29 protein-coding genes are annotated in these 25,333 nt (G+C 61.8%); 15 read left to right on the top strand and 14 right to left on the bottom strand.

All coding sequences use genetic code 11. The annotated features are described in order from the left end of the window. The first annotated feature begins 312 nt into the window (after nucleotides 1-312). The 5 genes from FHS84_RS02795 to ubiV all read left to right on the top strand — a co-directional run bounded on the left by FHS84_RS02795 (nucleotide 313) and on the right by ubiV (nucleotide 6,890). Nucleotides 313-3,744, top strand: a complete 3,432-nt coding sequence (locus FHS84_RS02795) for an arabinofuranosidase catalytic domain-containing protein (RefSeq protein ID WP_166930082.1) — start codon at nucleotides 313-315, stop codon at nucleotides 3,742-3,744. A gap of 194 nt (nucleotides 3,745-3,938) precedes the next feature. Continuing rightward, complete coding sequence (locus tag FHS84_RS02790; protein ID WP_166930080.1) at nucleotides 3,939-4,115, top strand: hypothetical protein; 177 nt, start codon at nucleotides 3,939-3,941, stop codon at nucleotides 4,113-4,115. A gap of 341 nt (nucleotides 4,116-4,456) precedes the next feature. Further along, on the top strand, nucleotides 4,457-4,999 hold the full coding sequence (gene ubiT / locus FHS84_RS02785) for a ubiquinone anaerobic biosynthesis accessory factor UbiT (protein WP_166930077.1): 543 nt from the start codon (nucleotides 4,457-4,459) through the stop codon (nucleotides 4,997-4,999). After that, nucleotides 4,996-5,988, top strand: coding sequence for a ubiquinone anaerobic biosynthesis protein UbiU (ubiU, locus tag FHS84_RS02780; RefSeq protein WP_166930074.1), 993 nt, complete (start codon nucleotides 4,996-4,998; stop codon nucleotides 5,986-5,988). Before ubiT ends, ubiU begins: the two co-directional genes overlap by 4 nt. An 8-nt stretch (nucleotides 5,989-5,996) precedes the next feature. Then, nucleotides 5,997-6,890 carry a ubiquinone anaerobic biosynthesis protein UbiV gene (gene ubiV, locus FHS84_RS02775; protein WP_166930071.1) on the top strand — a complete coding sequence of 298 codons (894 nt, stop codon included), beginning with the start codon at nucleotides 5,997-5,999 and terminating at the stop codon, nucleotides 6,888-6,890. A 3-nt stretch (nucleotides 6,891-6,893) separates the two neighbouring features. Here ubiV and FHS84_RS02770 read toward each other — a convergent pair whose 3' ends face one another. The 5 genes from FHS84_RS02770 to FHS84_RS02750 form a co-directional block, all read right to left on the bottom strand. Continuing rightward, a complete protein-coding gene (locus tag FHS84_RS02770) occupies nucleotides 6,894-7,319 on the bottom strand; it encodes a copper chaperone PCu(A)C (RefSeq protein ID WP_166930068.1) in 426 nt (141 codons plus the stop codon). Between the two features lie 283 nt (nucleotides 7,320-7,602). Further along, complete coding sequence (locus FHS84_RS02765; protein ID WP_166930064.1) at nucleotides 7,603-7,818, bottom strand: hypothetical protein; 216 nt, start codon at nucleotides 7,816-7,818, stop codon at nucleotides 7,603-7,605. A gap of 211 nt (nucleotides 7,819-8,029) precedes the next feature. Next, nucleotides 8,030-8,383 (bottom strand): response regulator transcription factor, encoded by a 354-nt coding sequence (locus FHS84_RS02760; protein WP_243850653.1) that lies wholly within the window; start codon nucleotides 8,381-8,383, stop codon nucleotides 8,030-8,032. Between the two features lie 99 nt (nucleotides 8,384-8,482). Beyond that, nucleotides 8,483-9,085: a response regulator FixJ gene (fixJ, locus tag FHS84_RS02755; protein WP_166930058.1), complete on the bottom strand. Its 603-nt coding sequence runs from the start codon at nucleotides 9,083-9,085 to the stop codon at nucleotides 8,483-8,485. Nucleotides 9,086-9,089: 4 nt separating this feature from the next. Then, complete coding sequence (locus tag FHS84_RS02750; RefSeq protein ID WP_166930055.1) at nucleotides 9,090-10,610, bottom strand: PAS domain S-box protein; 1,521 nt, start codon at nucleotides 10,608-10,610, stop codon at nucleotides 9,090-9,092. Between the two features lie 401 nt (nucleotides 10,611-11,011). Here FHS84_RS02750 and cydP point away from each other — a divergent pair, with 401 nt between their 5' ends. The 6 genes from cydP (at nucleotide 11,012) to FHS84_RS02720 (ending at nucleotide 15,058) form a co-directional block, all read left to right on the top strand. After that, complete coding sequence (cydP, locus tag FHS84_RS02745) at nucleotides 11,012-11,170, top strand: cytochrome oxidase putative small subunit CydP (RefSeq protein ID WP_166930051.1); 159 nt, start codon at nucleotides 11,012-11,014, stop codon at nucleotides 11,168-11,170. A gap of 9 nt (nucleotides 11,171-11,179) precedes the next feature. Further along, nucleotides 11,180-12,730 carry a cytochrome ubiquinol oxidase subunit I gene (locus FHS84_RS02740; RefSeq protein ID WP_166930048.1) on the top strand — a complete coding sequence of 517 codons (1,551 nt, stop codon included), beginning with the start codon at nucleotides 11,180-11,182 and terminating at the stop codon, nucleotides 12,728-12,730. A gap of 5 nt (nucleotides 12,731-12,735) precedes the next feature. After that, the gene (gene cydB / locus FHS84_RS02735; RefSeq protein WP_166930046.1) at nucleotides 12,736-13,866 is read left to right on the top strand and encodes a cytochrome d ubiquinol oxidase subunit II; all 1,131 of its coding nucleotides are present in this window, start codon (nucleotides 12,736-12,738) and stop codon (nucleotides 13,864-13,866) included. Nucleotides 13,867-13,875: 9 nt separating this feature from the next. After that, the gene (gene cydX / locus FHS84_RS02730; protein WP_166930044.1) at nucleotides 13,876-13,968 is read left to right on the top strand and encodes a cytochrome bd-I oxidase subunit CydX; all 93 of its coding nucleotides are present in this window, start codon (nucleotides 13,876-13,878) and stop codon (nucleotides 13,966-13,968) included. 65 nt (nucleotides 13,969-14,033) lie between these two features. Beyond that, complete coding sequence (locus FHS84_RS02725; RefSeq protein ID WP_166930043.1) at nucleotides 14,034-14,705, top strand: hypothetical protein; 672 nt, start codon at nucleotides 14,034-14,036, stop codon at nucleotides 14,703-14,705. A gap of 65 nt (nucleotides 14,706-14,770) precedes the next feature. Further along, entirely contained in the window at nucleotides 14,771-15,058 is a 288-nt protein-coding gene (locus FHS84_RS02720) for a chorismate mutase (RefSeq protein WP_166930039.1), read from the top strand. 98 nt (nucleotides 15,059-15,156) lie between these two features. Here FHS84_RS02720 and FHS84_RS02715 read toward each other — a convergent pair whose 3' ends face one another. Together FHS84_RS02715 and FHS84_RS02710 are read right to left on the bottom strand one after the other, a co-directional pair. Then, nucleotides 15,157-15,780 (bottom strand): PEP-CTERM sorting domain-containing protein, encoded by a 624-nt coding sequence (locus FHS84_RS02715; protein WP_166930036.1) that lies wholly within the window; start codon nucleotides 15,778-15,780, stop codon nucleotides 15,157-15,159. 430 nt (nucleotides 15,781-16,210) lie between these two features. Beyond that, entirely contained in the window at nucleotides 16,211-16,348 is a 138-nt protein-coding gene (locus FHS84_RS02710) for a hypothetical protein (RefSeq protein ID WP_166930033.1), read from the bottom strand. 157 nt (nucleotides 16,349-16,505) lie between these two features. Between FHS84_RS02710 and FHS84_RS02705 the strand changes: the two genes are divergently transcribed. Next, nucleotides 16,506-17,303: an enoyl-CoA hydratase-related protein gene (locus FHS84_RS02705; RefSeq protein ID WP_166930031.1), complete on the top strand. Its 798-nt coding sequence runs from the start codon at nucleotides 16,506-16,508 to the stop codon at nucleotides 17,301-17,303. On the opposite strand, the gene FHS84_RS21715 is transcribed toward FHS84_RS02705, so the two are convergent. Further along, nucleotides 17,300-17,860 carry an isoprenylcysteine carboxylmethyltransferase family protein gene (locus tag FHS84_RS21715; protein ID WP_166930029.1) on the bottom strand — a complete coding sequence of 187 codons (561 nt, stop codon included), beginning with the start codon at nucleotides 17,858-17,860 and terminating at the stop codon, nucleotides 17,300-17,302. The genes FHS84_RS02705 and FHS84_RS21715 overlap by 4 nt on opposite strands. On the opposite strand from FHS84_RS21715, the gene FHS84_RS02695 reads away from it, so the two are divergent. Continuing rightward, nucleotides 17,841-18,398: a hypothetical protein gene (locus tag FHS84_RS02695; RefSeq protein WP_166930027.1), complete on the top strand. Its 558-nt coding sequence runs from the start codon at nucleotides 17,841-17,843 to the stop codon at nucleotides 18,396-18,398. The two genes, FHS84_RS21715 and FHS84_RS02695, sit on opposite strands and share 20 nt — an antisense overlap. Before the next feature lie 280 nt (nucleotides 18,399-18,678). On the opposite strand, the gene serA is transcribed toward FHS84_RS02695, so the two are convergent. The 4 genes from serA to FHS84_RS02675 all read right to left on the bottom strand — a co-directional run bounded on the left by serA (nucleotide 18,679) and on the right by FHS84_RS02675 (nucleotide 22,857). Further along, nucleotides 18,679-20,256: a phosphoglycerate dehydrogenase gene (gene serA / locus FHS84_RS02690; RefSeq protein WP_166930025.1), complete on the bottom strand. Its 1,578-nt coding sequence runs from the start codon at nucleotides 20,254-20,256 to the stop codon at nucleotides 18,679-18,681. A 12-nt stretch (nucleotides 20,257-20,268) separates the two neighbouring features. Continuing rightward, complete coding sequence (locus tag FHS84_RS02685; RefSeq protein ID WP_166930022.1) at nucleotides 20,269-20,964, bottom strand: enhanced serine sensitivity protein SseB C-terminal domain-containing protein; 696 nt, start codon at nucleotides 20,962-20,964, stop codon at nucleotides 20,269-20,271. 82 nt (nucleotides 20,965-21,046) lie between these two features. Next, on the bottom strand, nucleotides 21,047-22,204 hold the full coding sequence (locus tag FHS84_RS02680; protein ID WP_166930020.1) for a phosphoserine transaminase: 1,158 nt from the start codon (nucleotides 22,202-22,204) through the stop codon (nucleotides 21,047-21,049). A 182-nt stretch (nucleotides 22,205-22,386) separates the two neighbouring features. Next, entirely contained in the window at nucleotides 22,387-22,857 is a 471-nt protein-coding gene (locus FHS84_RS02675) for a hypothetical protein (RefSeq protein WP_166930018.1), read from the bottom strand. Between the two features lie 102 nt (nucleotides 22,858-22,959). On the opposite strand from FHS84_RS02675, the gene FHS84_RS02670 reads away from it, so the two are divergent. After that, nucleotides 22,960-23,400, top strand: a complete 441-nt coding sequence (locus FHS84_RS02670) for a DUF3775 domain-containing protein (RefSeq protein WP_166930016.1) — start codon at nucleotides 22,960-22,962, stop codon at nucleotides 23,398-23,400. Between the two features lie 157 nt (nucleotides 23,401-23,557). Further along, nucleotides 23,558-24,001, top strand: coding sequence for a hypothetical protein (locus FHS84_RS02665; protein WP_166930014.1), 444 nt, complete (start codon nucleotides 23,558-23,560; stop codon nucleotides 23,999-24,001). On the opposite strand, the gene FHS84_RS02660 is transcribed toward FHS84_RS02665, so the two are convergent. Both FHS84_RS02660 and queD read right to left on the bottom strand, forming a co-directional pair. After that, the gene (locus tag FHS84_RS02660; protein ID WP_166930012.1) at nucleotides 23,998-24,807 is read right to left on the bottom strand and encodes a PhzF family phenazine biosynthesis protein; all 810 of its coding nucleotides are present in this window, start codon (nucleotides 24,805-24,807) and stop codon (nucleotides 23,998-24,000) included. The genes FHS84_RS02665 and FHS84_RS02660 overlap by 4 nt on opposite strands. Before the next feature lie 103 nt (nucleotides 24,808-24,910). After that, nucleotides 24,911-25,258 (bottom strand): 6-carboxytetrahydropterin synthase QueD, encoded by a 348-nt coding sequence (gene queD / locus FHS84_RS02655; protein ID WP_166930010.1) that lies wholly within the window; start codon nucleotides 25,256-25,258, stop codon nucleotides 24,911-24,913. Nucleotides 25,259-25,333: the final 75 nt, after the last annotated feature.

Here is a 25,333-nt window from a genome sequence, read left to right as displayed (position 1 = left end):
CCCCCTCCCGGCCCCCGTCGTCATCGTCGGGCCCAAGCTCTCCCTCCCGCTCAAGCCAAACGCATTCACCGTCGTCAGAATAAAAACTGGCTGAGCGGATGGGACGAGCGCGCCTATCAACCACGCTGATCTAGCACAGTGCGCCACTCGTCCCAGTCGTAATTCCCCAATTCTCGCGTTCTCAATTCTTGGTGATTACGCGCAGATTTTTCGATAGCCGGCTGCCTCAAGCGATGAATGGCTTGCGCTTCCGTCGACACCAATAAATGTCCGAGTTATTATTCTCAGCCGTTATTCGGATTGAGAACATCGATGGAAACGAAAAAAGAATTGATGCGGAGCTCCGCTCTCGCATTGGTGTTGGTCGGCGGAACACTATCTCCCGCGCACGCTGCACCGCCGTCCCGGCCGCAAGGCCCTTGCGATATCTACGCGGCGGCGGGAACGTCTTGCGTTGCGGCGCACAGCACAACCCGCGCGCTCTATGCCTCCTACAACGGACCGCTTTATCAAGTCGTGCGGTGGTCGGACGGCAAGACGCTGGATATCGGCATTGTGCAGCCTTCGGGAACGGATGCCGGCGGGTATGCCGATGCGGCCGCGCAGGATAAGTTCTGCGCCAACACGCATTGTTCGATTTCCATTCTTTACGACCAGTCCGACAAGCACAACGATCTGAAACAAGCGCCGCGCGGCGGTTTCAGCGGGCCATCCCTGGGCGGGTTCAATAATCTTCCGCTGGCCGACATGGCTCCGATCACGATCATGGGCCATAAGGCCTATGGCGTCTTTATCGCGCCCGGCATGGGGCTTCGCCTCAATGACGCCAAAGGCACAGCGGTCGACGATCAGGCCGAAGGGCAGTACTGGGTCATCAACGGCCAGCACTACAATTCCGGCTGCTGCTTCGATTACGGCAATGCGGAGATCGACAGCCGCGATGACGGCAACGGCACCATGGAGACGACGTATTACGGCAACGCGTCGGCCTGGTATCACGGTACGCCGCCCGGCCCGTGGATTATGACGGACCAGGAAAACAACCTGGTGGGTTGCGTCAACGAAGACAAATCCAAGTTCTGCAAGACGCTGCAGAGCATCACCTGGCGGTTTGTGACCGCAATGGCCAAAGGCAAGCCGCATCATTGGACCTCGCTGGGCGGGGATGCACAGAATGGCCCGCTGTCGGTTCTGTTCGATGGATCGCGCATCGACGCGACCTACGATCCCATGCGCAAGCAGGGGGCTATCCTGCTCGGCAACGGCGGCGACAACAGCACCGGCTCGCAAGGTACGTTCTACGAAGGCGCCATGACCGCTGCAGGTACGTTCCCGTCGGACGCAACCGATCAGGCGGTGCAGGCCAATGTCGTGGCGGCGAAATACGATGTGCCGCTGCTGTCGGTAGCACCGGCTTCGGCCGTCGCGGCGCCGACGGGACTTCAAACGTTTTCGCCGGGAGCCTCGCAAGAAACCACGGTAACCTTCACCAACACGACCCGTACTCCCGCCACGGGCGTCAAAATAAGTGTGGAAGCGCCGAAAGGCTGGACCGTTGCCGCGGTCGGCACCAAGCAAGGGGCAAAAACCTTTGCAGACCCGATTGCGCCGGGGGCTAGCGTCAGCGCGACGTTCAAGATCACCGCGGGCCGCACGATGCTCAATGGCGATCTTGTCGCCAAAGCGGTGTGGACTTCCGCGAACGCCAAACGATCCGAAACCGCCGTGGAAAAAGTGCGGAACGTCGCTCCGGTGAAGATCAATGAGTTCCGGGTCAGCGACGGGTCGGTCAATACCACCAATTCGTTCATCGAACTCTACAATGCCGGTCCGCAGACGATCGACATTTCCGGTTGGACGCTGACGCAGCATGCCCACCAGCAGGCGGTGTTTTCGGCCGCGACGGTTCCGTCTGGCACCAAGCTGGTGCCGGGTGGTTTTTACCTGCTCGGGTTGTCGAACTCCGGCTTGGCCGTTGCGGCAAACGCGGGCGACACCGTCGTCCATGTCCGCAATACCGATGGAATGAATGTCGGTGACGCGATTGTTGTTGGCGATGGCGTGGCGGCGGAAACCCGCAAGATCGCCAGCCTCGGGACCGCAGCTCACAACGCCACGACGCTGTGGCAGCCCGCCGAAGACCCCATGATCACGATTCCGGCCGGTTCGACCAACGTTCCTGTCGCGGACGTGTCGGGCTTCAAGGTCGGCGAAAAAATCGCGCTGGGATACGGCACCACCTATCCGGTGGTCGGCCGCAATGTCGAAAAGTACGAAGTGGCCACGGTCACGGCGGTCGGCAAGCCGGGCACGCAAGCCTATCTGGAGGCGGATGCGCCCGCCGGATCCACCACCATCCAGACGGCGGCGCTGGCGAATATCTCAGCCGGCGATACGATCCGTCTCGATATTGAAAGTGTCGGTCACGGCATCGAAACGGTCACCGTCAAGAGCATCGGTACGGCGGCGAAGCGCACCGCCCTCGTCGAGGATGTGAAGGCCGGTTCGACCGCCATCAAGGTCCGCGGCGTTTGCGGTTGGCCCGTAAGTCACAAACTCGATTTCTCCGTAGGCGGAAAACTGATTGTCGGAACACCGGCGAGCAAGCAGACGGTGACGATCACTGCGGTCGTCTCTGAAGACCCGATGGTGACGCGTCTGGAGTTCAAGCCGGCGCTCGCGGCATCGCATATCAGCGACGAGGATGTGGTGGAACTCGGCACCGGCATCGAGCTGACGGCCCCGCTGAAGTACAATCATGCCGCCAATCTGCCCTTCAGCGTGCGCGGAACCGGCATCAGCTTTGCGCCTGCCACGGCATTTCCGCATTCGACCAATGAGCCCGTTCAGGCGCTCGGGACAGGCATCGCCCTCGACAGGCCGCTGACGAAAAGTCATCCGATCGAAACGGCGGTTCGCGATGCGGTGGTGAAGACAGCCGGTTATCAGGATGCGAAGGCGCCGAACCAGTGGTTTGGCGGTCCGGTTCTGTCGGTGAACGCGGGCAGCATGGTGCTGCGCGATGCGTCCGGCAGGATTGTCGACAGCCTCAACTACGGCAACTTCGCCAATAACGGCAACATCGTCGATCCGTGGGCGGCCGAAGGCTATCACGCCGTCTCCGGCGCGGAAAAAGGCGGCTGTTTCGTGCCGACACCCGGCGCCCCGATCCTCTTCCCGCCGGTGAATGCGATCTCGAGCAACAGCAGCGCCGGACGTTTCCCCGATGGTAGGGACACGGACAGCAACTGTACCGACTTCCGCAATCCGGTAGCGGCCACGCTCCCGCAAGGTGCAGTGGCCGGAGCGAGTGTCGTGAAGGTCAGCCGCGTGGCGGACTTTCATGTCGGCCAGACTGTGCTGGTTGGCGCGGGTGATGTACGCGAGGCTGCGAAAATTGCGGCGATCGGTACGTCAGGGGCAACGACGGCGCGAGCCGCAGTTGTTGCCGGCGAAACGGCCATCGCTATCGCCGATCCCAGAGGCTTCCAGCCCGGCCAGGCGATCACCATTGATGATAACGCGAACGCCGAGACGGCCGTCGTGGCCTCTTCGGGTTTCGGCCAGGGCGGTTTTCAGATCACTGTTACGGCGCCGCTGAAACGGTCGCACATCGCCGGAGTGCAGGTCTCGGGAACAGGGATTACGCTGGCGAAGCCGCTGTCACGGGCATATGCGAGCGGCGCGCAACTGATCGAATACCTGCCCACGCCCGGCGCGCCGAACAAGGCTGCCGCGGAATAGGATGAAACTGTGTGACGGGCGTCCCACGATTTGGCGCCCGTCGGTTCCGAGGCGGGGCGGTAAATGACCAAACCGCGAGGAAAACAACGAACTGCGTGACCGGCCGGTAATGTCGGTAACGCATCTGTCATCGCGCCCGCCAGCAAAACGCCACAAATTGAAGTACGATCCCCCTATCGACATAGGAGGGACGTATGCGGCGATCGATGATCATCGGCTTGGCTATTGCGGCCCTGCTGCAAGTCGGCGTGCACAGCGTGGCGCCCATGACGGATGTTTCCCTGGCGTCGCATCGCATCGATTGGGTGGTGATGCAGGCCAATACGGTCACGCGCATCCTCTGCGACGGCTATACTTTCCTGGTGCACTGAACCAACTGGTCTCCGTTTCCCCTGCGGTATTGGCCGGGGTGCCTGTGTTAGCGCTCTCGCAGACCGCCGCGAAATTCTGTTGCGCCGGCTTCCTCTCCGTCCCGCGAATACAATTGAACATCTGATAACAGGTTGTACTCCCAGGCGCGATTTCGAGCCGTATACGGAGCAATCCACGTCTGCGGCGGTCCGGCGTGTGGATCGGCCCGCGTCCCGGTCGGCTTGGTTGTAGCCGTTCCAAATTGCCGCAAGCCCGCGACAAAACCGGCCAAAGTGGCTCCGGCGGGTTGAGGCGGCGGTCCACGCGCCTAAAATTTGCGTCCGGGGAAACGGATTAGACGATGCGTGGACATTTGCCGCCGATATTCACCAACGCGACCGGCTTTCTGCCGCTCTTGCCGCTAGAAGTGATCGCGCGTCGTCTTTTGTCCAACGCCATGGCGGCGCGGCCGTCGTTTGCGGCGCGGCTCGGCGAGTATGCCGGGCGGACGTTTGCGATCGATCCGGTGGATTGCCCGTTCGTATTTCTGATCAAGCCGGAAGGCGGCCGCACCGATCTCAAGGTGGTCCGCCGTTCGGTGGCGCAGGGTTACGACGCCCGCATCGCCGCGCCGCTGGTGGTCCTGATCGGCATGATCGACGGTACCTATGATGGCGACGCGCTGTTCTTCTCGCGCGACCTGATGATCGAAGGCGACACCGAAGCCGTACTGGCGTTGCGCAACGCGATCGAGAACGCCGAACTCGATCCGTCGACCGTTCTCGGCCTGCCCAAGAGTCTGCAAGGTCCGGTCAATCGCGGCACGCGGATGCTGTTCGTGCAACTTCGCCGTCTGCTCGACGCGCCCGAAGAGACCGGCCCCAACAGCGGAGCTTTCGCATGACCACTCCGCTCGAACTCGTCTGTCCCGCTGGCACCCCGGCCGGTCTCAAGACCGCGGTCGATGCCGGTGCCCATTCGGTCTATTGCGGCTATCGCGACGAAACCAACGCGCGCAATTTTCCCGGCCTCAATTTCGATCGCGCCGAGATGAAAGAGGCGGTGACGTACGCCCACGATCACGGCACCAAGATCCTCATCGCGCTGAATACGTTCATGCGGGCCGGCTCTACGGATCTGTGGAAACGGGGCGTCGATGATGCGGTAGCCGCCGGCGCCGATGCGCTGATCCTTGCCGATGTCGGTTTGGTCGAATACGCCCGTAAGGCCCATCCCAAACAGCGCCTGCATCTGTCGGTTCAGGCCGCCGCCGCCACGCCCGAGGCCATTGCCTTTTATCGCGACCGCTTCGGCATCGCTCGGGTGGTTTTGCCGCGCGTGCTGACGGTCGAAGAGATCGCGCGCCTCACCGCGCATGCTGCGCCGTGCGAGACCGAAGTATTTGTGTTCGGCGGGCTCTGTGTGATGGCAGAAGGGCGTTGCATGCTCTCGTCCTATGCCACCGGCAAATCGCCCAACATGACGGGCGTCTGTTCGCCGCCGAGCCATGTCAGTTATCGCGAGGAATCCGATGCACTGGTGGCCTGCGTCGGCGGCTTTACGGTGGAACGGTTCGAACGCGGCGAGCCTGCCGGGTATCCGACCCTGTGCAAAGGCCGCTTCGAGGCGCAAGGGGCTGTGTCGCATCTGTTCGAGGACCCGGTCAGTCTCAATGCCGTCGAGCTTCTGCCGCGACTGGCCGAAATCGGCGTCACGGCGTTCAAGATCGAAGGGCGCCAGCGCGGACGGGCGTATATCTCGACCGTTGTGCGCGCGTTCCGCAAGGCGATCGATGCCATGGCGGCCGGCGATAAGGTCGATTTCGACGAGCTGCGCGCCTTGACCGAAGGCCAGCGCGAAACCACCGGCGCGTACAAGAAGGCTTGGAGATAGGTGGGGCGATGACGGCACGACTTTCCCTCACGCTCGGGCCAGTGCTCTACAACTGGCCGAAGCCCCGCTGGGTCGATTTCTACAATCGCATCGCCGACGAAGCGCCGGTTGATCGCGTCTGCATCGGCGAAGTGGTGTGCTCCAAGCGCAAGCCGTTCATCGACGACGTCATTCTCGATGTGGTCGACCGGCTCGAGCGCGGCGGTAAGGAAGTATTCTATGCGACTCTGGCGTTGCCCACGACCAAGCGCGAGGTCCGCGATATCGGCGATGTCATTCAGGCCGGCTATATGATCGAGGCGAACGATATCGCCACGGTGCATCTGTTGAACGGACGGGCGCACGTCGTCGGTCCGTTCATCAATATCTATAACGAAGATACTTTGGCGCTGCATCTGAAGCTCGGCGCGACGCGGGTCTGCCTGCCGCCGGAATTGCCGCTCGAGTCGATCCGTACCATGGCGAAGGGCAACGAGGCGGTGGAAGTGTTCGCTTTCGGCCGTCCGCCGCTGGCACTGTCCGCCCGCTGCTACGCGGCGCGTCAGGCCAACATGGCCAAGGATTCGTGCCAGTTCATTTGCGAAGCGCACAGCGACGGGATGGACGTCTGCACGCTCGATGGCGTGCCGTTCCTGGCCGTCAACGGCATCCAGACCCAGGGCTACGTCGTGAGCACCGCAGTCAATCACGTCACGGCGCTCGCCGAAGCCGGTGTCGTATCGTTGCGGCTGTCGCCCCAGACCTGCGACATGGTTCGGGTGGCGCAGGTTTATCGCGATCTTGCCGACGGCAGTACGACGCCCAAGGAAGCGGGTGAGGCGCTCGCGGTGCTGCACTTGCCGGGACCGCTATCCGATGGCTTCTTGCGCGGCCTGCCGGGCTGCACGGCAGAGGTCGACTGAAGCCTATTTCCCCGTCGCGTTTTTGACTGCGAACGAGGCCGTCAGGCTCGTCCCGTCGGCGAATTTCAGCGTCACAGGAACGGTCGTGCCGGGCTTCAAGGCCTTCGGCTCCATGCACATGAGATGATAGCTGCCGGGCTTGAATTCGAAGCTGCCGCCGGCCGGAACGTCAACCTTGTCGACCGGCATCATGTGGGTCATGCCGCCCATGGTGTGGGTCATATGCAGCATCAGCGAGCCGCAGGCGGGCGATTGGGCCGCGATCAGAGTCACGGGCTTGGGGCCGGGGTTGGCGAGGGTGAAATAGCCGCCTGCCGGCAGCGCGCCCGGCATTGCCCGGATCCAGGCGTTCGAAACAGAAGGCGCCGCAACGGCAGCGCCCGCCAGTCCGGCGCTCAGAAGAACGATAGTAAAAAGTCGTTGGATCATGGCGAGCCCCGCAATGTCATGCGGGATAGCATCGGCCAGTTTGGGGGTGGCAGGCAAGGAAAGGGTGCGCCTGACCGGTCTATTTCTAGAGCCGGTCAGGCGCAATCGGCTGGATCACCATCTGGCGGGGGTGCAATGCGGACGGGGATCCGGGGCCAAAGAAGTTCGTCTTTCAGTCGGTTGAAATACGCGAACACAGTTTCCTGGGTATAGGGGGACGCTTGGCCGGAGCTGGGGGATTGCCCGACCATTAATGGTAAGATCGTGCTGAGGGCTTTGCCGATCACGTGTGGTCTCCCGGCTTGGAGTTTTGTTCGAACTGGCTCGCGAGCTTGAGGAGGCCTTCGCTTCCGTTGCCAGCCGTAGCAGCGGCCTGGCGTAATTCTTCGGCGACGACGGCGAGACGTTGCCGGATCATGGTGGACTTCTCGCAGGCACGGGCGATCAGGGCGTGCCCGAGGGCCCGCTCGTTGTCGTAGTGCTTCCGAAAATCCTCCATGTACATCGTCTCGTCCCAACGTGATTGGTGTCCCGAGAATGCGCCATTTTTGAATTGCTGTAAGTTGGGAGTTTCCCTGATGCCGCAGCTTTAAAACGATTTGCAAACCGTATTTTTGCTGGTCGGCGAGGTGCTTTTCCGCGCGTGCCTGCGGCACGACAAACTGCACGGCGCGCATGGGGGCGCACCGGACTAGAACGGTAAACGGAGCTCAGGCGTGGGTCTGGCGGGCGCGTTCGATCCACAAAACGAGCTGGTCCTCGGGCACCGGCTTGTGCAGCAGCGTGACGCCGATCCGCGCGGCACGCGGTTCGAGGGTGGGATCGCTGCGTCCGGTCATCATCAGCGCGGGCGTCTGATCTCCGCGGGAGCGCAGGTGTTCGAGCAGGTCGAGACCGGTCATGCCGGGCATGTGCTGGTCAACCAGGAGGCAGTCGGGCTTCAGTCCTGGCGCCTGCAGAAACTGCTCCGCAGACGCATGATCGCGAACTTCGTAACCATATGATTCGAGTAGGGCTCGCGTCGAATCCCGTACTGCGTCGTCGTCGTCGATGATGTCTACCATTGTCGCCAAACCAGAGGCCCCGAAAGCCACATAAGACCATGGGTTATCTAGCCGGATCGTGCGTTCCGCGAAATACGGAGTAGTGCCTAAGCATTCCGCTCAGGAAGGAATAGAGAGGGCTTTTCGCACCAGATCCGCGAGATTTCCCGCGTCCATCTTTTCCATGACGCGCGCGCGGTGGATTTCCACAGTGCGCGGCGAAATGGAAAGTTCGTGGGCGATGACCTTGTTGGCCTTGCCGGCGACGATGAGATCGAGAACTTGTCGCTCCCGCTCGGTCAACAGCGCCAGACGGGCGGCGGCATTACGGGCTTCCTTGACCTGATCTCCTGCCGTGGAGGCACGGTCGAGCGCGCGGCGCACGCTGTCGAGAAGCACCGGTTCGTCGAACGGCTTCTCGAGGAAGTCGACGGCCCCCGCTTTCATCGCCCCGACGGCGATCGGAATATCGGCATGACCCGTCATCACGATCACCTGCAGTGGCGACCGGCGGGCCACCAGTTCCTTCTGAAGGGCGATGCCGTCCATTTCCGGCATCTGAACATCCACGATCAGGCAGCCGACCGATTCGGGCGCTTCGCTGGCGAGCAGGGCGGTCGCCGACTCGTACGCCTTGGTGGCGTAGCCCGAGGCCGAGAGAAGCAGGGAAAGGGAATCGCGGATGTCGGGATCGTCGTCAACGATGAAAACGGATTCGGCCATTGGTTCAATCCACCAAGCGTTTCGCGACCGGCAGAATGAACTGGAACACGGTCCCGCCATTTGGGTTGGGGACCATCGTGAGCCGGCCGCCGTGAGATTCAATGATCGAGCGACTAATTGCTAGTCCTATTCCCATTCCGCCCGTTTTTGTAGTCACAAACGGCCGAAACAGGCGCTCGGCGAGCTCGTCGGACACCCCGCAGCCGGTATCGGCCACGCTGACCTGGACCCACGAATCGTTGACCATGAAGGTCGTCACGGTCAGCTCACGCCTTTCCGATTCGGTCATGGCCTCGGCCGCATTGCGCAAGAGATTCACTAGCACCTGCTGGATTTGAACCTTGTCGATCAAAACCGGCTGCAGGTCGGGCGCAAGCGCCAGGGTGGTCTTGATCTCCGTAGCATGGTTACCGATCAAGCCGAGGGCTAGCGCGTCTTCCGTTACGGCATTGATGTCTTCGAGCGTCCTGGTCGATTCACGTTTTTCGACAAAGTCGCGCAATCGGCGGATGATCTGCCCCGCGCGCAGGGCCTGTTCGCCCGCCTTCGACACCGCCTCATAGGATTTGGCCTTGGCCGATACATCGGCCGAGGCGATCAGCCGTTTGGCGACGTTGGTATAGTTGAGAACTGCGGTCAGCGGCTGATTGAGTTCGTGAGCAATGGCGGCCGATACTTGGCCCATTTCGCTGACCCTGGCAACGTGGTTGAGCTCCGCCGAAAGGGCCTGGAGCCGGGCTTCGGCCTGCTTCTTTTCGGTTATGTCCCGCACCGTCTTGGAGGCACCGATGACATTGCCGTTGAGATCGCGAATGGGGGATACCGTCACCGAAACGTCGACCGGCGTGCCGTCTTTGCGGATGCGTACCGTCTCGTAGTGTTCGAGCGCACGGCCGGCGCGGATCCGTTCGAGGATTTCCGCTTCTTCATTGAGACGGTCTTCCGGAAACAGGCGAACGACCGGAGTGCCGATCATTTCGGCGGCGCTATAGCCGAACAGCTCCTCGGCTGCGCGGTTCCAGGTCGTGACCTTACCGTCGAGGGTCTTGGAGATGATCGCGTCGTTCGACGAATCGACGATCGCTGCCAGGAAGGCCCTCTGTTGGGCGTGTACGGCGCGTTCGAGTTGGAGGTCGGTGAGATCCTGGACGACGACCACGAAGGTGCGGCGGCCGTCGTGGAGGCCTTCGCCGACCGACAGAAAAATGGGGAACTCGGTTCCGTCCTTGCGCTGGCCGACGAGTTCGCGACCTTTGCCGGCCCCTTTGGCCTCGCCGGTCTCCTGATAATGGCGCAGGCGCTCTTCGTATTCCTCCCGGAACGGCGAGGCGAGCAGCATGGCAACGCCGTGGCCCAGCACCTCCTCGCGCCGATATTGGAACATTGCTTCGCAAGCGGCATTGAAGACGCTGATCAGCCCGAACTCATTGACCGCCATGACACCGTTGATCGCCGCGGCAACTACGGTCTCGAACAGCGAGTCGTCCCACTGCGGTGGATCCGGGCGGTACAGAGGTTGTGGCATACAGCGTGCTATTTGTTTTCATTATATTTCTAGCAAAGCGCGTTCGCCTCGCCAACATGTCGATTGGGTAATGGCGGCCTTTTTCCATTGGGATGGAAAACGGGCTGAATGTGAGTTGCCACCGCCTACGGTAGAAAAGCGACAAATTCTCAGTCGCAGCAATTGTGGCGAAAGGGGCGGCATGTTGTCCCTGCTGGATTATTTCCACTGCACTTTTTCTTAGAACAATGAGAGTCTTTGTCGGTGACTGCGATCAGCGTCACGCGTCGCCTGGGGGGCGAACGCAGGAATGCTCGAAGCCGGTAGCCCTCCCGACATCACGCGGACTCTGTCGGAATTACGCTAATCGCCCAGCCGGCGAGATGCCGGCGTAAGATTGGGATCGTGCGGAAGAACAGGGAATGAAACGTCCGATTTTGTGGAAAGACATAGTCGCGGTACTGGCGATCAAGGTCGTCCTGCTCACATGTCTTTATGTGGCGTTCTTCAGTCCGTCCCATCGGACCGTTGCCGATACGGCCGCCGTTTCGGCGCGGCTTCTCGGCTCAGACCATCGTTAGGATGACACCATGGATATCGTCGAACTATCCCGGCTGCAATTTGCTGCAACCGCGCTGTACCACTTCTTGTTCGTGCCGCTGACGCTGGGCCTATCGATCCTGCTTGGCATCATGGAAACCGTCTATGTCATGACGGGCAAGCAGATCTGGCGCGACATGACCAAGTTCTGGGGCACGCTGTTCGGCATCAACTTCGTCATGGGCGTTGCCACCGGCATCACCATGGAATTCCAGTTCGGCACGAACTGGGCCTACTACTCGCATTATGTCGGCGACGTCTTCGGCGCGCCGCTGGCGATCGAAGGTCTGATGGCGTTCTTCCTCGAAGCGACCTTCGTGGGCATCTTCTTCTTCGGCTGGAACCGGATGAGCAAGGTGGGCCACCTCGTCATCACCTGGGGCCTCGCGCTCGGCACCAATCTGTCGGCGCTGTGGATCCTGATTGCCAACGGCTGGATGCAGTATCCGGTGGGTTCGAGCTTCAACGCGCAGACCATGCGCATGGAAGTGACGAACTTCATGGACGTGGTGTTCAATCCCGTGGCGCAGGCCAAGTTCGTGCATACGGTGAGCGCAGGCTACGTCGTCGGCGCGGTTTTCGTGCTGGCGATCAGCGCGTACTATCTGGCCCGCCGCCGGCATGTGGAATTGGCCAAGCGCTCGATGACTGTGGCCGCGGCATTCGGTTTGGCGGCTTCGCTCAGTGTCGTCGTGCTCGGCGACGAGTCGGGCTATGTCGCGGGCCAAAACCAGAAAATGAAAGTCGCCGCGATCGAAGCGATGTGGAATACCGAACCGGCTCCGGCGTCGTTCACGGTATTCGGCATCCCCGACATGAAGACTCACACCACCAAGGCCGAAGTGAAGGTCCCGTGGGTGTTGGGCCTCATCGCCACGCGCTCGGTCGACAAGGAGGTGCCCGGCATCAACAACCTGGTCGAAGCCGCCAAGGAGCGCATCAAGTCGGGCATCGTCGCCTATGACGCGCTCGACAAGCTGAAGCGCGACCGCACCAACGCGGAATTGCGCAAGACCTTCGACGCCCACGTTGCCGATCTCGGTTACGGGCTTCTGCTCAAGAAGTACCGTCCCGATGTGCAGAACGCGACGCCGGCCGAAATCCAAGCGGCTGCGAACTCGACGGTGCCGAATGTGCCCGTGCTGTTCTGGTCGTTCCGCTTCATGGTCGGTCTCGGCTTCTACTTTATCCTTCTGTTCGCGCTCGCCTTCTATCTGTCGGCCAAGCGCAAGCTCGATAGCTCGAAACTGTTCCTGAAAGCGGCGTTCTGGACCTTGCCGCTGCCGTGGATCGCGGCGGAGCTCGGCTGGATCGTTGCCGAATATGGCCGGCAACCGTGGGTGATCGACGGCGTGCTTCCGACCTCGCTGGCGGTGTCGGGGACGGTCGCGGGCAACGTGCTGTTCAGTCTGCTCGGCTTCGTCGTGTTCTATTCGACGCTGCTGGTGGCCGACATCTACCTGCTCAAGAAGTACATCAAGCTGGGGCCTGACGAAACGCTGGGTCACAAAGTCGGCGAAACCCTCGTTGCGGCGGAGTAAACCAAATGGACTATGAAATTCTGCGTCTGATCTGGTGGGCACTGCTCGGCATCCTGCTCATCGGCTTTGCGGTGATGGACGGATTCGATTTCGGCACCGGCATCCTGTTGCCGTTCGTCGGACGGACCGACATCGAGCGCCGCGTGGTCATCAATTCGGTTGGGCCTACCTGGGAAGGCAATCAGGTGTGGCTGATCCTCGGGGGCGGTGCGATCTTCGCCGCCTGGCCGCCGCTGTATGCCGCCGCCTTCTCCGGCTTCTATCTTGCGATGTTCCTGCTCTTGTCGGCGCTGATTCTGAGGCCGGTCGGCTTCAAGTTCCGCTCCAAGTTCCAGTCGTCCGGCATGCGTTCGATGTGGGACTGGGCGCTGTTCGTCGGCGGCTTTGTGCCGGCGCTGATCTTCGGTGTGGCGTTCGGCAACCTCTTTGTCGGCGTACCGTACGGCTTCGACAGCGACTTGCGCTTCCATGAGGAGATCACGCTGTTCTCGCTGCTCAACCCGTTCGCGCTGTTGTGCGGCCTGACGTCCGTGGCGATGCACGTTCTGCATGGCTCGACCTGGGTGTCGCTGAAGGCGGCGGACGCCAAGCCGGGCGATCGGGCGCGGGCGATCATGCCGTGGGCCGCGCTGGCGTTCATTCTGCTGTTCGTTGTGGCCGGCGTCTGGGTACAGAACCTCGAGGGCTACAAAATCACCAGTGCGCTCGCTCCCAACGGTCCGTCCAATCCGACCCTCAAGACCGTTGCGCTCGTCACTGGCGGCTGGCTCGCCAACTACAGGGCCGTTCCGCTCTTGTGGCTGGCGCCGCTGGTGGCCGTGCTTGGCGCCGTGCTGGCGGTTCTGCTGCGGAAAAAGCCGCTTCTCGCCTGGATCTCCTCGGCGCTTGTGCCGGTGGGCACGATTTCCACTGCCGGTCTGGCGCTGTTCCCGTTCTTCCTGCCGTCATCGAGCCATCCCGACCAGAGCCTGACCGTGTGGGACGGTTCGTCCTCCAAGCTCACGCTCGAGATCATGCTGGCCTGCGTGGTGATCTTCCTGCCCATCGTCCTGGCCTATACTGGCTGGGTCTACCGCATCATGCGCGGACCGGTGCGGGCGGAGAACATCATGTCGGACAGCAACGCCAACTACTGAGGTTTCATCATGTGGTATTTCGCTTGGGTCTTGGGTCTCGGCTTTGCGGTCACCTTGGCGGTGCTGAACGCCATGTGGCTCGAGGTTGACAGCCACCGCTAAGTCGTAGTCCCTTCCGTAAGGGCGGCCCCCTTGTGTGCGGTGATGCCGCGTACGAGGGGGTTCGCATGTCTGAGATCAAGTCGTCCGAAGCCGGTCGCGTGTCGGAGCCGCCGCTGGCGGTATCGACCGAGGACATCCAGGCCCAGCCGCGCCGCACCGGCCACTCGCTGGCGGACCTCATTATTTCCGTAAGCGCGATCATCCTGTCCGTCGTCTCGCTGGTTGTCGCCATCCAGAACGCGTGGACGCAGCGAGAGATGGTCTCGGCGTCGACGTGGCCGTTTGTGACCGGCTGGGTGAAAATCGATTCCTCCGAGCATGGTGTTCTGCAGTTCGGCCTTAGCAACTCCGGTGTCGGTCCGGCCAAGGTCCATAGTTTTGAAGTCGTCTACAAAGGGCAGCCCGTGAGTTCGGCGCGCGATCTCCTGCGCCGTTGTTGCGGTCTTCCCGCCGATCCTAAAGCCGCCAATGCCATGCTCTCCCCGAGAACGTCCGTCACGGAGGTAAATGAGATCGTGCTGCGCTCCGGTGATGACCAGACGGCGTTCGCGTATCTCCCCGATCCGGCCAATCCGGCGCTTGGCCGGCGGTTCACCCGGACGCTGCGGGAGATACAATTCCGCGGCTGCTATTGCTCGGTCCTGGACGAGTGCTGGAAGATGAACAACTCGATGTCCCCGACCAGGGTCAAATCCTGCAAGGAGCCGGAGCATCCCTTCGAAGCCGATGGGCCGTAAGGCGCATTGCGGCGGGCAGGTCGGATCGCCTAAGACTCCACATAGTGTTTTCTAGGGCCGTGCCGATGACCGATCCAGAACTGCAACGCCTGCGTGATTCCATTGACAATATCGATGCGGCGCTGATCCATCTCTTGGCCGAGCGGTTCAAGTGCACGCAGACCGTCGGCCGTCTTAAGGCCGAGCACGGCCTGCCGCCGGCCGATCCGGCGCGCGAGGCCCAGCAGATCGCCCGGCTGCGGGCGTTGGCGCACGACGCCAAACTCGATCCCGATTTCGCCGAAAAGTTCCTGAACTTCATCGTCAAGGAAGTCATCCGCCACCACGAAGCGCTCCGGGCGGAAAAGAAATAAGAGCGCCTTCGTCAGCCATCGGCTGCGCGCTTACCCCAAAAAGAAAAGGAGCGATGCCGGGGCGGCACCGCTCCTGTAGAGAGCTGATCGGGGGGCGATCAGCTCTTCTTCTTCAGACGGCGAAGACCGAAGACGCCGGCCAGACCCGCGCCGAGAAGCGACAGAGTCAGCGGTTCGGGCACGCCGGGATTGCCGGTCGGAGCCGTATTCGAGAACGCGAAGATCAGGTCGTTGTAGTCCCAGTCGCTACCCTGAGCCAGGTTGCGGTCTTCGAAGCCAACGAACGTGATGTTCGAGTAGCCGGCAAGCTGGGCCTGCAGCGCAGCCGACAAGGTCCCGACGCCGAAATCGGCATAGTTGGTCGTGATCTTGGCGTGGTAATTGCCGTCGCCGTCCGGATTGGTGCTGTCGTACCACGTGCTCTTGGTGGTGTTATCCAGCGTGAACGTCAGCATGCCGCTACGGTTGCCGAGGCTCATGATGTCGCCCGGCGTGCCTGCCGTCGAGCACGATCCGGTCGGATGGTTGCAGAAGATTTGGGAAACGGCCGGGGCAGGCGCGCCCAGTCCCAGAATGCTGCTGTCGCCGGCATCGGCGAAGATATAGATGGCCGTGACGTTGCCGCCCAGGGCAGAAATAACCGGCGGCGGTGACGTGACGGGTCCCGCACCAGCGGCGACGGTCATGGCGGCTGCGGCCAGAATTGCTAATCCGTACTTCATTCTCATGTCCTCTTCTTCCCCAGACTTGCCAACACGGCAGCCCTCGCATAAGAGCGACAGCAACCGTCGTGCCAAATCAAAAAAGCCCGATTTTCCTGGTTTTTTCGCCCACCTCTCCGTCGGCCTGTAAACCGTCTTTCCAAGCTGTCGTAGCGTCTGGCGTGTGACGCCCGTCATCGCTCTGACAGCGGCGATACCGCACCATGACGCCACTGTCGCCATTCGCTGCCTATGGGCGAGGTGCAGCCCGCTGCGACGTCTATGGGGAAGGACACACACCGATCAGGCCGCAATCGTTCCGTGACAGAAAGAGAAGCGCCAGGGCTCAGCATTCCGAGCGCCGGTTTCGCTTGGGGAGGATGTGTAAATTGTTTTGTCGACGGCCTGCCAACTCGCGAAATGACGTTTATCCGCGTGATGCCGGGGTTTGTCAGAAGGTCGGAGCGGCCCCCGGCCATAGCGATGTCGCAACAAGAATGCTGAGCATAATCAGGGCGCCCGCCGCGTAAGCCGCGACCACGCCCAGCACCACCGCTCTGCCGGCCATATCGACTCTGCCAAACCGCATTATCACCCCACCAAGGCCCCTCCGCAGGACGGTAGGGGACCCCCTCCTAACCCGCACTTAAGCGGGAGGCGATTCGCAATTTCTGTGGTTAAGCATTGGCAAATGCCGCGCCGGGCTCCACCTGCTGCGCTAAGCTCTGTCCGACAGGAGGCGCATCATGACGGCTTTGCTTATCGAGAAGAACGGTCCGGTTGTCATACTCACGATCAACCGTCCGGAGGTGCGCAACATTCTCGGCGAGCCGGGCGATGGCGCGCTGTTCGCCGATGCAGCCGCTGCGATCAATGGCGATCCCGCGATCCGCTGCGCCATCCTCACCGGCGCCGGGCCGGTGTTTTCCGCCGGCGGCAATATCAAGGCGATGCAGGAAAAGTCGGGCCTGTTCGCCGGCACGCCGGAAGAAATCACCGCCGCCTATAAGCGCGATATCCACGGTGTCGTACAAGCGCTGTGGAGCATCGAGGTGCCGCTCATTTCGGCGGTGAACGGTGCCGCGATCGGGCTTGGCAACGATGTGGCATGCCTCGCCGACATTCGCGTCGCTGCGGAGACCGCTGTGTTCTCGGTGCCATTCCTCAAGCTCGGACTGGTGCCGGGCGACGGCGGATCGTGGCTTCTGCCGCGTGTGATCGGATACGCGCGTGCCGCCGAATTGTTCTTCACCGGCGATACCCTCGATGCCACGACGGCTATGCGGTGGGGAATCGTTTCGCGCGTTGTGCCCTCCGCCGTGCTGATGGAGGAAGTGCGTGGCCTCGCCGTTTCCATCGCGCGCCTGCCGCCGGGTGTATTGCGCCAGACCAAGGCGTTGATGCGCCAAGGTATGACCGCGGATTTCGCGACGGTGATGCAGGCGTCGGCCGAGGCCCAGGGCCATGCGCATGCCAGCAGTGATCACGCCGAAGCGCTGGCGGCATTCTTCGACAAAAGGCCGGCTGTATTTCGCGGCAGCTAATCTCTCGTCGGCCAGAACGGCACGAACATCGGTACGCGGCGGCGGTAGTCGCGATGGGCCGCATCATCGCTGGCGCGCTCTTCGAGGCACACTTTCACGATCAGCGCGGCCGATAACAGAACGGCACCGCTCAGAGTCGATGGTTCGCCGAACAGGACTGCCGTTATGGCGGCGGCGAGGATCACGCCGACATGAAGCGGGTGGCGCACCACCGCATAGGGTCCGCCGTCGACAACTCGGGCACTGTGATGAAGCCGGATGATGCGATGAACGCTGGCCCAGAGGGAGAATCCGAACGCGGCGAGCGCCATGGTCACGAGCACCCAGCCGAGCGCATCGGGCACGCCCGTCGACCACAGCCCGTAGCGCAGGTCGGCGGCCGGGAAGGGGTTCAGAAGGTTGAGCAGCAGCAACAGCGCGAAGGCGGCGACGAGATGGAACAGCGCCGACAGGCCGCCGTGCAGCCTGCCGCGTTCGCGCTTGCCGAGGATCGACGCGGCCAGCCAGGCAAAGAACCAAAGACCCCAGATGATGTAGATGAAGGCTCCGGGCGACACGGCATCCCCTCCGTCGCTGCATCGAAGGGTGATAGTCCCGGCCGGACCGTCGGGAAAGAGCGGCGGCAGAAAAGCCCGCAAGGTGACCTTTCTGCCGCACGTACCAGGCGCTTTAGCGAAAAATGGATATCGCTTTTCGGGGATGAAGCGGCATCACAATAAGTCGAAAACTTTAGCCTTCTGGAGCAACGGACTTCATCATGGTGACGACAGACGGCGAGTGAGTCCCGGCACCACGGGGATGGCCGCAGTGGTGGGCGTCCTCATTCATGTGCGATTGCCTCGCCTCTCGTTCACCAATTCCGTTCATCATTGTGACCGGTTTCATTCGTCCATCTTCCGGAAATTATTGCGGCTGCGTCTCGCGCGTAAAAACCACAATATTTTTCTGGACATCTTGAAATCGTCTGTAGCGCTTCCCATCTCCAGAAATGAGGTCTGGGAGGATTGCATCAAGAGCGGCCCCAATACGGCTGCGATAGCGAAAAATTTCCACGTGCGAGATACAGGTGAAGGGATGGCGTGTGCATCCACGTAAGCGATAGCCGAGGATATGTGCCCGCGAGGGCCGGTTCGCCTGGGCAGGTCGCTTTTGAAACCGAGGGAGAGGATCGCGGTGCCGTCGCTGCGCGCATTAACCTGCGCGTGCCGTGCGCCAACCTCTTCGGGAAGGGCGGGCACTCCCGCCTTTTTGCGTATCTAGAGGGATGAAGTGGTGGGACGGGACAAATTTCTCTTTCCTCCCTCGCTATTTGGCTCGATACGCGCTCCGCGCATGGGGCGCCGCGAAGGAGGAAAGAGAAAAAATGCTCGCTGCTTTAGAACTTTAACGCCTTGGCGCCGCGGACCAGCGGCAGTTTGCGGATGGCGGCAATGACGTCGTCGCCGGGATCGCCGTCGACCTGGACGAGGGCGATGGAATCCTCGCCCGGCGCACTGCGGCCGAGGGTGAAGTTGGCGATATTGACCTTGGATTCGCCAAGCATTGTACCCAGGCGGCCGATGAAGCCCGGCTTGTCCTCGTTGGTGACGTAGATCATGTTCGGCGCAAATTCGGCGTCGAGCTTGATGTCCTTCACCTGGATCAGGCGCGGATGACCATCGGAGAACACGGTGCCCGCGATGCCGCGCGTCATATCCGGTGTCGTCACCTTCACCTGGATGTAGCCTTCATAAATGCCGCGCTGGTCTTGACGGGTTTCGCTGACCTTGATGCCGCGTTCTTTGGCCACCACCGGTGCGTTGACCATATTGACGTCCGGCAGGTGCGACTTGAGCAGGCCGGCGAGGGCCGCTTGCGTCAGCGCCCGCTGGTTCAGCGTCGCCGCGGTGCCTTCGTAGAGGATTTCCACGGCCAGGATTTCGTTCTCGGTGAGCTGGCCGGCGAACGCGCCGAGCTTTTCGGCCAGGCTGATCCACGGCTTCACGAGCTGGGCTTCCTGCGCCGTAATGGACGGCATGTTGAGCGCGTTCACGATGGCGCCGGTGATGAGGTAGTCCGAAATCTGTTCGGCGACCTGCAGCGCGACGTTCTCCTGCGCTTCCTCGGTGGAGGCGCCAAGATGCGGCGTGCAGACGACCTTTTCGTTGCCGAACAACACGCTTTCCTTGGCCGGCTCGGTCTCGAACACGTCGACAGCGGCGCCGGCGAGATGGCCGGAATCGAGCGCCGCCTTGAGAGCCACTTCATCGACCAGACCGCCGCGGGCGCAGTTGATGAGGCGCGCGCCCTTCTTCATCTTGGCGATCGCCGCCGCCGAGATGATGTTCTTGGTTTCCGCCGTCTTGGGCGTGTGCAGGCTGATGAAGTCGGCGCGGCTGAGGAGATCGTCCAACTCCGCCTTTTCGACGCCGAGTTCCGCCGCCCGTTCGGCCGACAGGTAGGGATCGTAGGCGATGACGTGCATCTTGAGGCCCTTGGCACGGTCGGCGACGATGCCGCCGATGTTGCCGCAGCCGATCAGGCCGAGCGTCTTGCCGTACAGCTCGACGCCCATGAAGCGGTTCTTCTCCCACTTGCCGGCGTGGGTAGAGGCGTTGGCGGCCGGAATCTCGCGCGCCAGCGCCATCATCAGCGAAATGGCGTGTTCGGCGGTGGTGATCGAATTGCCGAACGGCGTGTTCATCACGATCACGCCCGCTGCGGTGGCGGCCGGAATGTCGACATTGTCGACACCGATGCCGGCGCGGCCCACGACCTTCAGCTTCTTGGCCGCGGCGATCACGTCCTTGGTGATCTTGGTGGCCGAACGGATGGCGATGCCGTCGTACTGGTCGACGATTTTGAGCAGCTCTTCCTTGGGAAGGCCGGTCTTGACGTCGACCTCGACGCCGCGAACCTTGAAGATGGAAACGGCGGCGGGGGAAAGCTTGTCGGCAATGAGTACCTTAGGCATGGGATGTCCCTCTCAATTCGGTGGAAGCGCCCGCCGGTAGAACGGCGGCACGCTCAGCAAATGCGTTTGCAATGGGTCCAAGGGGCCTCGAGGATCGAGATAGACGACTTCGATGGGGGCATCGGGCATGATCGCTGCACCCGCTTCGAAGATTTCCTGCGCCAGGCGAGGAACGTCTCCCTCCGCTTCCAATCCGATCAACGGATGCGGCTCGGTATCGATGCCGGTCCGCATCACGAAGGCGAGATGCGCTGCGTCAATCGCCGCCCGGCTGGTAAACAGGACGCACAATCCCTTCACCAGTCTGGTGGGATAGACTTTCGGCTGCAGCACGACGATTTCGCCTTCCGGCGGAAACGTCTTTAAGCACCAGTCGATCTCATCGGCCTTCATGATCTTGTCGGGAACCGATCCCGGATTGAGCACGAACTGGGCGCCGACGGCGATTTCGAACAGCCGGCGTCCCTGGATCGTGAACTGCGGAAGCGGTCTCGTTTTCAGCGCTGCGACCCGTGCGGGCGAGGTGAACACGGGGTGGAATTCCCCGGCCGGACCTTGCACCGTTTCGAGCGTCATGGCGTCGGCCATGGTCCCGAGCGCCACCAGCTCGCTGCTGAGCAGCAGGCGGTAGAAGTCGGCTTGCGCGGACGGATTTGAGACCGCCTGCAACATGGCTCTCTCCAGATCGTTCTCGGGCGTAAACGCCATCGGAAGCCCCCTTTGCCTAAAATGCGCTCGGCAAACCCTATGACACGGGAATGCGTCTGTCGCGTTTCAGGCGTCCGGGTGGTTAGCCGGCCTTGACCTTGGCCCAGGCCCAGTCGAGCCAGGGCAGTAAGGCCTTAATGTCGGCGGTATCGACCGTGGCACCGCACCAGATGCGAAGGCCCGGAGGCGCATCGCGATAGGCGCCGAGATCGAAGGCGACCCCTTCCTTGTCCAGGGTGGCGGCGATCTTCTTGGCCGCCGCGGCCTTGGCTTCGGCATCGAGGGCTTCGAACCACGGATCGACCACCTTCAGGCAAACCGAGGTGTTCGAGCGGATGGCTTCGTCCTTGGCGAGGAACGCAGCCCAGTTCGACGTCTTCACCCAATCGGTGATGGCCGCCAGGCTGGCGTTCGAACGCGCCATCAGCGCCTTGAGGCCGCCGATCTGTTCGGCCCATTTGAGGGCGTCGAGATAGTCTTCCACGGCCAACATCGACGGCGTGTTGATGGTTTCGCCTTCGAAAATGCCTTCGATCAGCTTGCCGCCTTTGGTCATGCGGAAGATCTTCGGCAGCGGCCATGGCGGGGTGTAGGTCTGCAGCCGCTCCACCGCGCGGGGGCTCAGAACCAGAATGCCGTGAGCCGCTTCGCCGCCGAGCGCCTTCTGCCAGGAGAAAGTGACGACGTCGAGTTTGTTCCAGGCGATGTCCTGCGCGAACGCGGCGCTGGTGGCGTCGGCGATGGTCAGGCCTTCGCGATTGTCCGGAATCCAGTCGCCGTTGGGGACGCGCACGCCCGAGGTGGTGCCGTTCCAGGTGAACACCACGTCGTGGGTGAAATCGACCTGTTTGAGATCGGGAATTTCGCCGTACCCGGCTTTCAGGACCCGCACGTCTTTCAGCTTGAGCTGCTTGATCACGTCGGTGACCCAGCCTTCGCCGAAGCTCTCCCACGCCAGCATGTCGACGGGGCGGGCGCCCAGCATCGACCACAGCGCCATTTCGACGGCGCCGGTATCCGAGGCCGGCACGATACCGACGCGATAATCCGCCGGAATTTCCAGCACGGCCTTGGTGCGCGTGATGGCTTCCTTCAGGCGCGCCTTACCGAGTTTTCCGCGGTGCGACCGGCCGAGTGTATCGAGTTGGAGATTTTGCGGAGTCCAGCCAGGGCGCTTGGCGCAAGGTCCAGACGAAAAAAAAGGCCGTGCAGGACGCACAGCCAGCGGATCGTTTGTCATCCGACATTCCTTCCAGAATGTTAGCACCTCGTTGGGGAGGCGTGGCCCAGTTACGTATCTACAGATTCTCCCGCAGGTAGTCAAACGAAACATGTGTCGTTTTTTGAAATGTCGCGTGCGCGAAAGATTCGTGCGCGGGATCGCCCGCACACCGGCGGCATGATGATCCGTGGTCGGATGATTTAGCGTCCGTCGGGCCAGCCGTACTTGTAGATCACCGACAGCGTCCACGGACCGGTAGCGAGCGATTGCACGTCGTCGATCTTCCAGCCGTCCTTTGTCTTCTCGAAATAGAACAGCAGGTGTTCTTTTTTGTCTTCAAGCAGGAATTTGGCTTCGACAACTTTACGGCCCGGCGCGTTGGCGACGGTCCAGCCTTTCACTGTCACGTTTTTCACATCGCCGTCCTGGCAGTTGCACCAGAAGGAAAAGTCGTCGCCGCGCCCGACTTCGCCATGCGCTTCTTTTTCATCCAACGCCGCCAGCGCGTCGAGGCGCGCCGTGAACACGCCTTTGGGCTCCGGCTGCGAGGTGTTCCAATGCGCGTAGACGCCTTTCACGAACGCTATCGGATCATCGATCTTCGTGCCCGCGTTTGCCGGAATGGCAAATGCTGCGATCAGCGCCAGTGCGCCGAATAGTTTCACTGTCATCGTATCCCCCGCATGAGCCCGTGCCGGTTTATAGCGCGGCCCGAGGGGCGGGAACACGGTCTCGCCTAAGCCGTTGTTCCGTCGGACGAAGAGGAACTTTCGATGCCGGCCATCCCCGACGAAGCGCCTGAAGCCGCCCCTGTGCTTGCGATTGCCACCGACAAGGTCGCCTTTATTATTCTCAAGGCACGGGCTTACGACGCCAAGGAGCCGCTGACCGATTCCGAATCGGGCTCCAACCCGACCGACGACGGCGATGCCGACATTCTCGAAGACGCACCGGGCGATTTCACGCGCCAGGAGTTGGCGGATGCGATTCGGGCCTTGAACGAGGAAGAGCAGATCAATCTCGTCGCGCTCGCCTGGCTCGGCCGTGGCACCTACGACATTTCCGAATGGGATCAGGCGCTGGAAACCGCCCGTACCGAGCACAACAAGCGCACGGCGCAGTATCTGATCGGCTTGCCGCTGCTGGGCGATTACCTCGAAGAAGGGCTGGCTGCCTTCGGTGAGACGATTAACGACGACGACGCCATCGCGTGAGTCCCCGTCTCCGGGACCCGCCATTTTTGGCCGTCTTCCTGGGGATGAATCCGGCAAGCGCCTTGCAACGTCCCTGGAAAGGATCAAAGACAGCCCCATTCTGGGACAGACGGTTAACAGCCGCGCCAGGGCCGGGCTTGGGTAGACGGGGACCACGATGCGCCGACTTCTTCTTGCCGTTTCGGTTTTTGCAGCACTTGCCGTTCCGGCTTCATCCGCCATTCCGGCGGGTTCGCAGGCGCAAGTCGCCTCCATCAGCCGCAACCACAACGACGGCTCCGAATACGTCTGGCGCGTCTTCTGCAATTCCGGTCTTCAGTACAGCCTCATTCCGGCCAGCCAGTTCCCAAACTCGACGCGGTTCGAGGAAGTGGCTACGCCGCAGACCGGCGATATTGCTTGGTGGCCCGAGTTCGTCGCCATTTATGTGGCGCAGAACCAATCACTCATCACCCCGGCCGGCATGGTGAAGCTTGCCGACCTCTCAGCCGACGGCAATAGTCCGCACTTCTATCGGATGCGCGTGCTCACCGGTGAAGAGCCCGGTGCCAAGCCGGCGCCCGGAAGCTGCGAGCGGAACATCATTCTCGGTACGCCCTAAACAAAAATCTCGCCCTTCATGTAGAGCGCGCATTTTCCGGCAAGCACGGTGCGCGCGCCATCGTCGGTCACCGTGAGGTCGCCGCCGCGCGGCGAGACTTGGCGCGCTTTCATCGTCTTCTTGCCGAGGCGCTCAGCCCAGAACGGCGTCAGGATGGTGTGCGAGGATCCGGTCACCGGGTCTTCGGGGACGCCTTTGTCCGGTGCGAAGAAGCGCGAAACGAAGTCGTAGTTCTCGTCGCCCGCCGCCGTTACCGCCATGCCCCAGAAATTCTGCTGGCGCAGCAGCGCTGCGATCTCACCGCAGCCCTTCATGTCGCGTATCGTTTTGGGATCGTCCCACACGCCCACCAGATAGCGCGCTGCAAACAATTCCCGTGGCGGGATCGTCCCCAGCGCTTCGCCGATGGCTTCGGCATAGCCGCTCGGTGCAGCAAACGGGGCAGGCGGATCGCTGGGAAGCGTCATGGTGAGGCCGTCGGCGCCGCGCGTCACGACCAACTCGCCCGAGCGTGTCGCGAAGCGGACGCTATTGAGCGCCGGTTCGAGTTCTTCGAACAACACTGCGGCGCTTCCCAATGTGGCGTGGCCGCATAGATCGACTTCGCCCCGCGGCGTGAACCAGCGCAGATCGTAACGGCCGTCGCCGGTTTTCACGAAGAAGGCGGTCTCCGACAGATTGTTCTCGCGCGCGATGGCCTGCATCAGCTCGGCTTCGAGCCACGTTTCGAGCGGCACCACGGCGGCGGGATTGCCTTCCAGCGGCTTGTTCGCGAACGCATCGATCTGCCAGAGCTTGAGGTGCATGTCGGTCTCCTCGTGTCGCTGACAGCGTAATCGCGTGCGAGCGCACTGCAAGGGCCGCGGGCGCGTGCCTGCATTGTTGGCGTGTCACGAGGCTGTGAGTTTGCTACCGGCTGACTTCCGCCCAGCAGTCGTCGTTCTCCCAAACCTTGACGCGGGCGGCGTCTGGGATCTGGTCGAGGAACCAACGGGCGATGATTTCCGCTGTGGGATTTTCGAGGCCCGGAACTTCGTTCAGCAGCTTGTGGTCGACCTTGGCCAGCAGCGGCGCGATATCGCCATCGAGCTCGCCGAAATCCTTGACGAAGCCGCGCGCGTCGACCTCGCCGCGGACCTCGATCTCCACCCGATAGTTGTGGCCATGAAGGTTCTTGCAGCGATGGCCGTCGGGAACTTTGGGCAGAAAGTGTGCGGATTCGAACCGGAACGTGCGGCCGATGGTGGCGATAGGCATCAAATGTCTCTGATTTCGTCTTGGAACTTGGGGCCTTTTAAAGCGTAGTCAAAGCGAAATCCACTACCGCCTTGC

The sequence above is a fragment of the Rhizomicrobium electricum genome (assembly GCF_011762045.1).
Classification (GTDB): domain Bacteria; phylum Pseudomonadota; class Alphaproteobacteria; order Micropepsales; family Micropepsaceae; genus Rhizomicrobium; species Rhizomicrobium electricum.
This window is presented reverse-complemented; position numbering and strand designations above follow the sequence as displayed.

Excerpts from the sequence above, each read along its gene's own strand:
- FHS84_RS02790 (WP_166930080.1), top strand. The coding sequence starts at position 3,939 with ATGCGGCGATCGATGATCATCGGCTTGGCTATTGCGGCCCTGCTGCAA.
- ubiU (WP_166930074.1), top strand. The coding sequence starts at position 4,996 with ATGACCACTCCGCTCGAACTCGTCTGTCCCGCTGGCACCCCGGCCGGT.
- queD (WP_166930010.1), bottom strand. The coding sequence starts at position 25,258 with ATGCCTATCGCCACCATCGGCCGCACGTTCCGGTTCGAATCCGCACAC.
- FHS84_RS02715 (WP_166930036.1), bottom strand. The coding sequence starts at position 15,780 with ATGAAGTACGGATTAGCAATTCTGGCCGCAGCCGCCATGACCGTCGCC.
- FHS84_RS02685 (WP_166930022.1), bottom strand. The coding sequence starts at position 20,964 with ATGGCGTTTACGCCCGAGAACGATCTGGAGAGAGCCATGTTGCAGGCG.
- FHS84_RS02750 (WP_166930055.1), bottom strand. The coding sequence starts at position 10,610 with ATGCCACAACCTCTGTACCGCCCGGATCCACCGCAGTGGGACGACTCG.
- FHS84_RS02680 (WP_166930020.1), bottom strand. The coding sequence starts at position 22,204 with ATGACAAACGATCCGCTGGCTGTGCGTCCTGCACGGCCTTTTTTTTCG.
- FHS84_RS02665 (WP_166930014.1), top strand. The coding sequence starts at position 23,558 with ATGCGCCGACTTCTTCTTGCCGTTTCGGTTTTTGCAGCACTTGCCGTT.
- cydX (WP_166930044.1), top strand. The coding sequence starts at position 13,876 with ATGTGGTATTTCGCTTGGGTCTTGGGTCTCGGCTTTGCGGTCACCTTG.
- FHS84_RS02725 (WP_166930043.1), top strand. The coding sequence starts at position 14,034 with ATGTCTGAGATCAAGTCGTCCGAAGCCGGTCGCGTGTCGGAGCCGCCG.
- cydB (WP_166930046.1), top strand. The coding sequence starts at position 12,736 with ATGGACTATGAAATTCTGCGTCTGATCTGGTGGGCACTGCTCGGCATC.
- FHS84_RS02765 (WP_166930064.1), bottom strand. The coding sequence starts at position 7,818 with ATGGAGGATTTTCGGAAGCACTACGACAACGAGCGGGCCCTCGGGCAC.
- ubiV (WP_166930071.1), top strand. The coding sequence starts at position 5,997 with ATGACGGCACGACTTTCCCTCACGCTCGGGCCAGTGCTCTACAACTGG.
- FHS84_RS02670 (WP_166930016.1), top strand. The coding sequence starts at position 22,960 with ATGCCGGCCATCCCCGACGAAGCGCCTGAAGCCGCCCCTGTGCTTGCG.
- FHS84_RS02770 (WP_166930068.1), bottom strand. The coding sequence starts at position 7,319 with ATGATCCAACGACTTTTTACTATCGTTCTTCTGAGCGCCGGACTGGCG.
- FHS84_RS02660 (WP_166930012.1), bottom strand. The coding sequence starts at position 24,807 with ATGCACCTCAAGCTCTGGCAGATCGATGCGTTCGCGAACAAGCCGCTG.
- FHS84_RS02710 (WP_166930033.1), bottom strand. The coding sequence starts at position 16,348 with ATGCGGTTTGGCAGAGTCGATATGGCCGGCAGAGCGGTGGTGCTGGGC.
- FHS84_RS02795 (WP_166930082.1), top strand. The coding sequence starts at position 313 with ATGGAAACGAAAAAAGAATTGATGCGGAGCTCCGCTCTCGCATTGGTG.
- serA (WP_166930025.1), bottom strand. The coding sequence starts at position 20,256 with ATGCCTAAGGTACTCATTGCCGACAAGCTTTCCCCCGCCGCCGTTTCC.
- FHS84_RS02720 (WP_166930039.1), top strand. The coding sequence starts at position 14,771 with ATGACCGATCCAGAACTGCAACGCCTGCGTGATTCCATTGACAATATC.
- FHS84_RS02675 (WP_166930018.1), bottom strand. The coding sequence starts at position 22,857 with ATGACAGTGAAACTATTCGGCGCACTGGCGCTGATCGCAGCATTTGCC.
- ubiT (WP_166930077.1), top strand. The coding sequence starts at position 4,457 with ATGCGTGGACATTTGCCGCCGATATTCACCAACGCGACCGGCTTTCTG.
- FHS84_RS02705 (WP_166930031.1), top strand. The coding sequence starts at position 16,506 with ATGACGGCTTTGCTTATCGAGAAGAACGGTCCGGTTGTCATACTCACG.
- FHS84_RS02695 (WP_166930027.1), top strand. The coding sequence starts at position 17,841 with ATGAAGGCTCCGGGCGACACGGCATCCCCTCCGTCGCTGCATCGAAGG.
- cydP (WP_166930051.1), top strand. The coding sequence starts at position 11,012 with ATGAAACGTCCGATTTTGTGGAAAGACATAGTCGCGGTACTGGCGATC.
- FHS84_RS02760 (WP_243850653.1), bottom strand. The coding sequence starts at position 8,383 with ATGGTAGACATCATCGACGACGACGACGCAGTACGGGATTCGACGCGA.
- fixJ (WP_166930058.1), bottom strand. The coding sequence starts at position 9,085 with ATGGCCGAATCCGTTTTCATCGTTGACGACGATCCCGACATCCGCGAT.
- FHS84_RS02740 (WP_166930048.1), top strand. The coding sequence starts at position 11,180 with ATGGATATCGTCGAACTATCCCGGCTGCAATTTGCTGCAACCGCGCTG.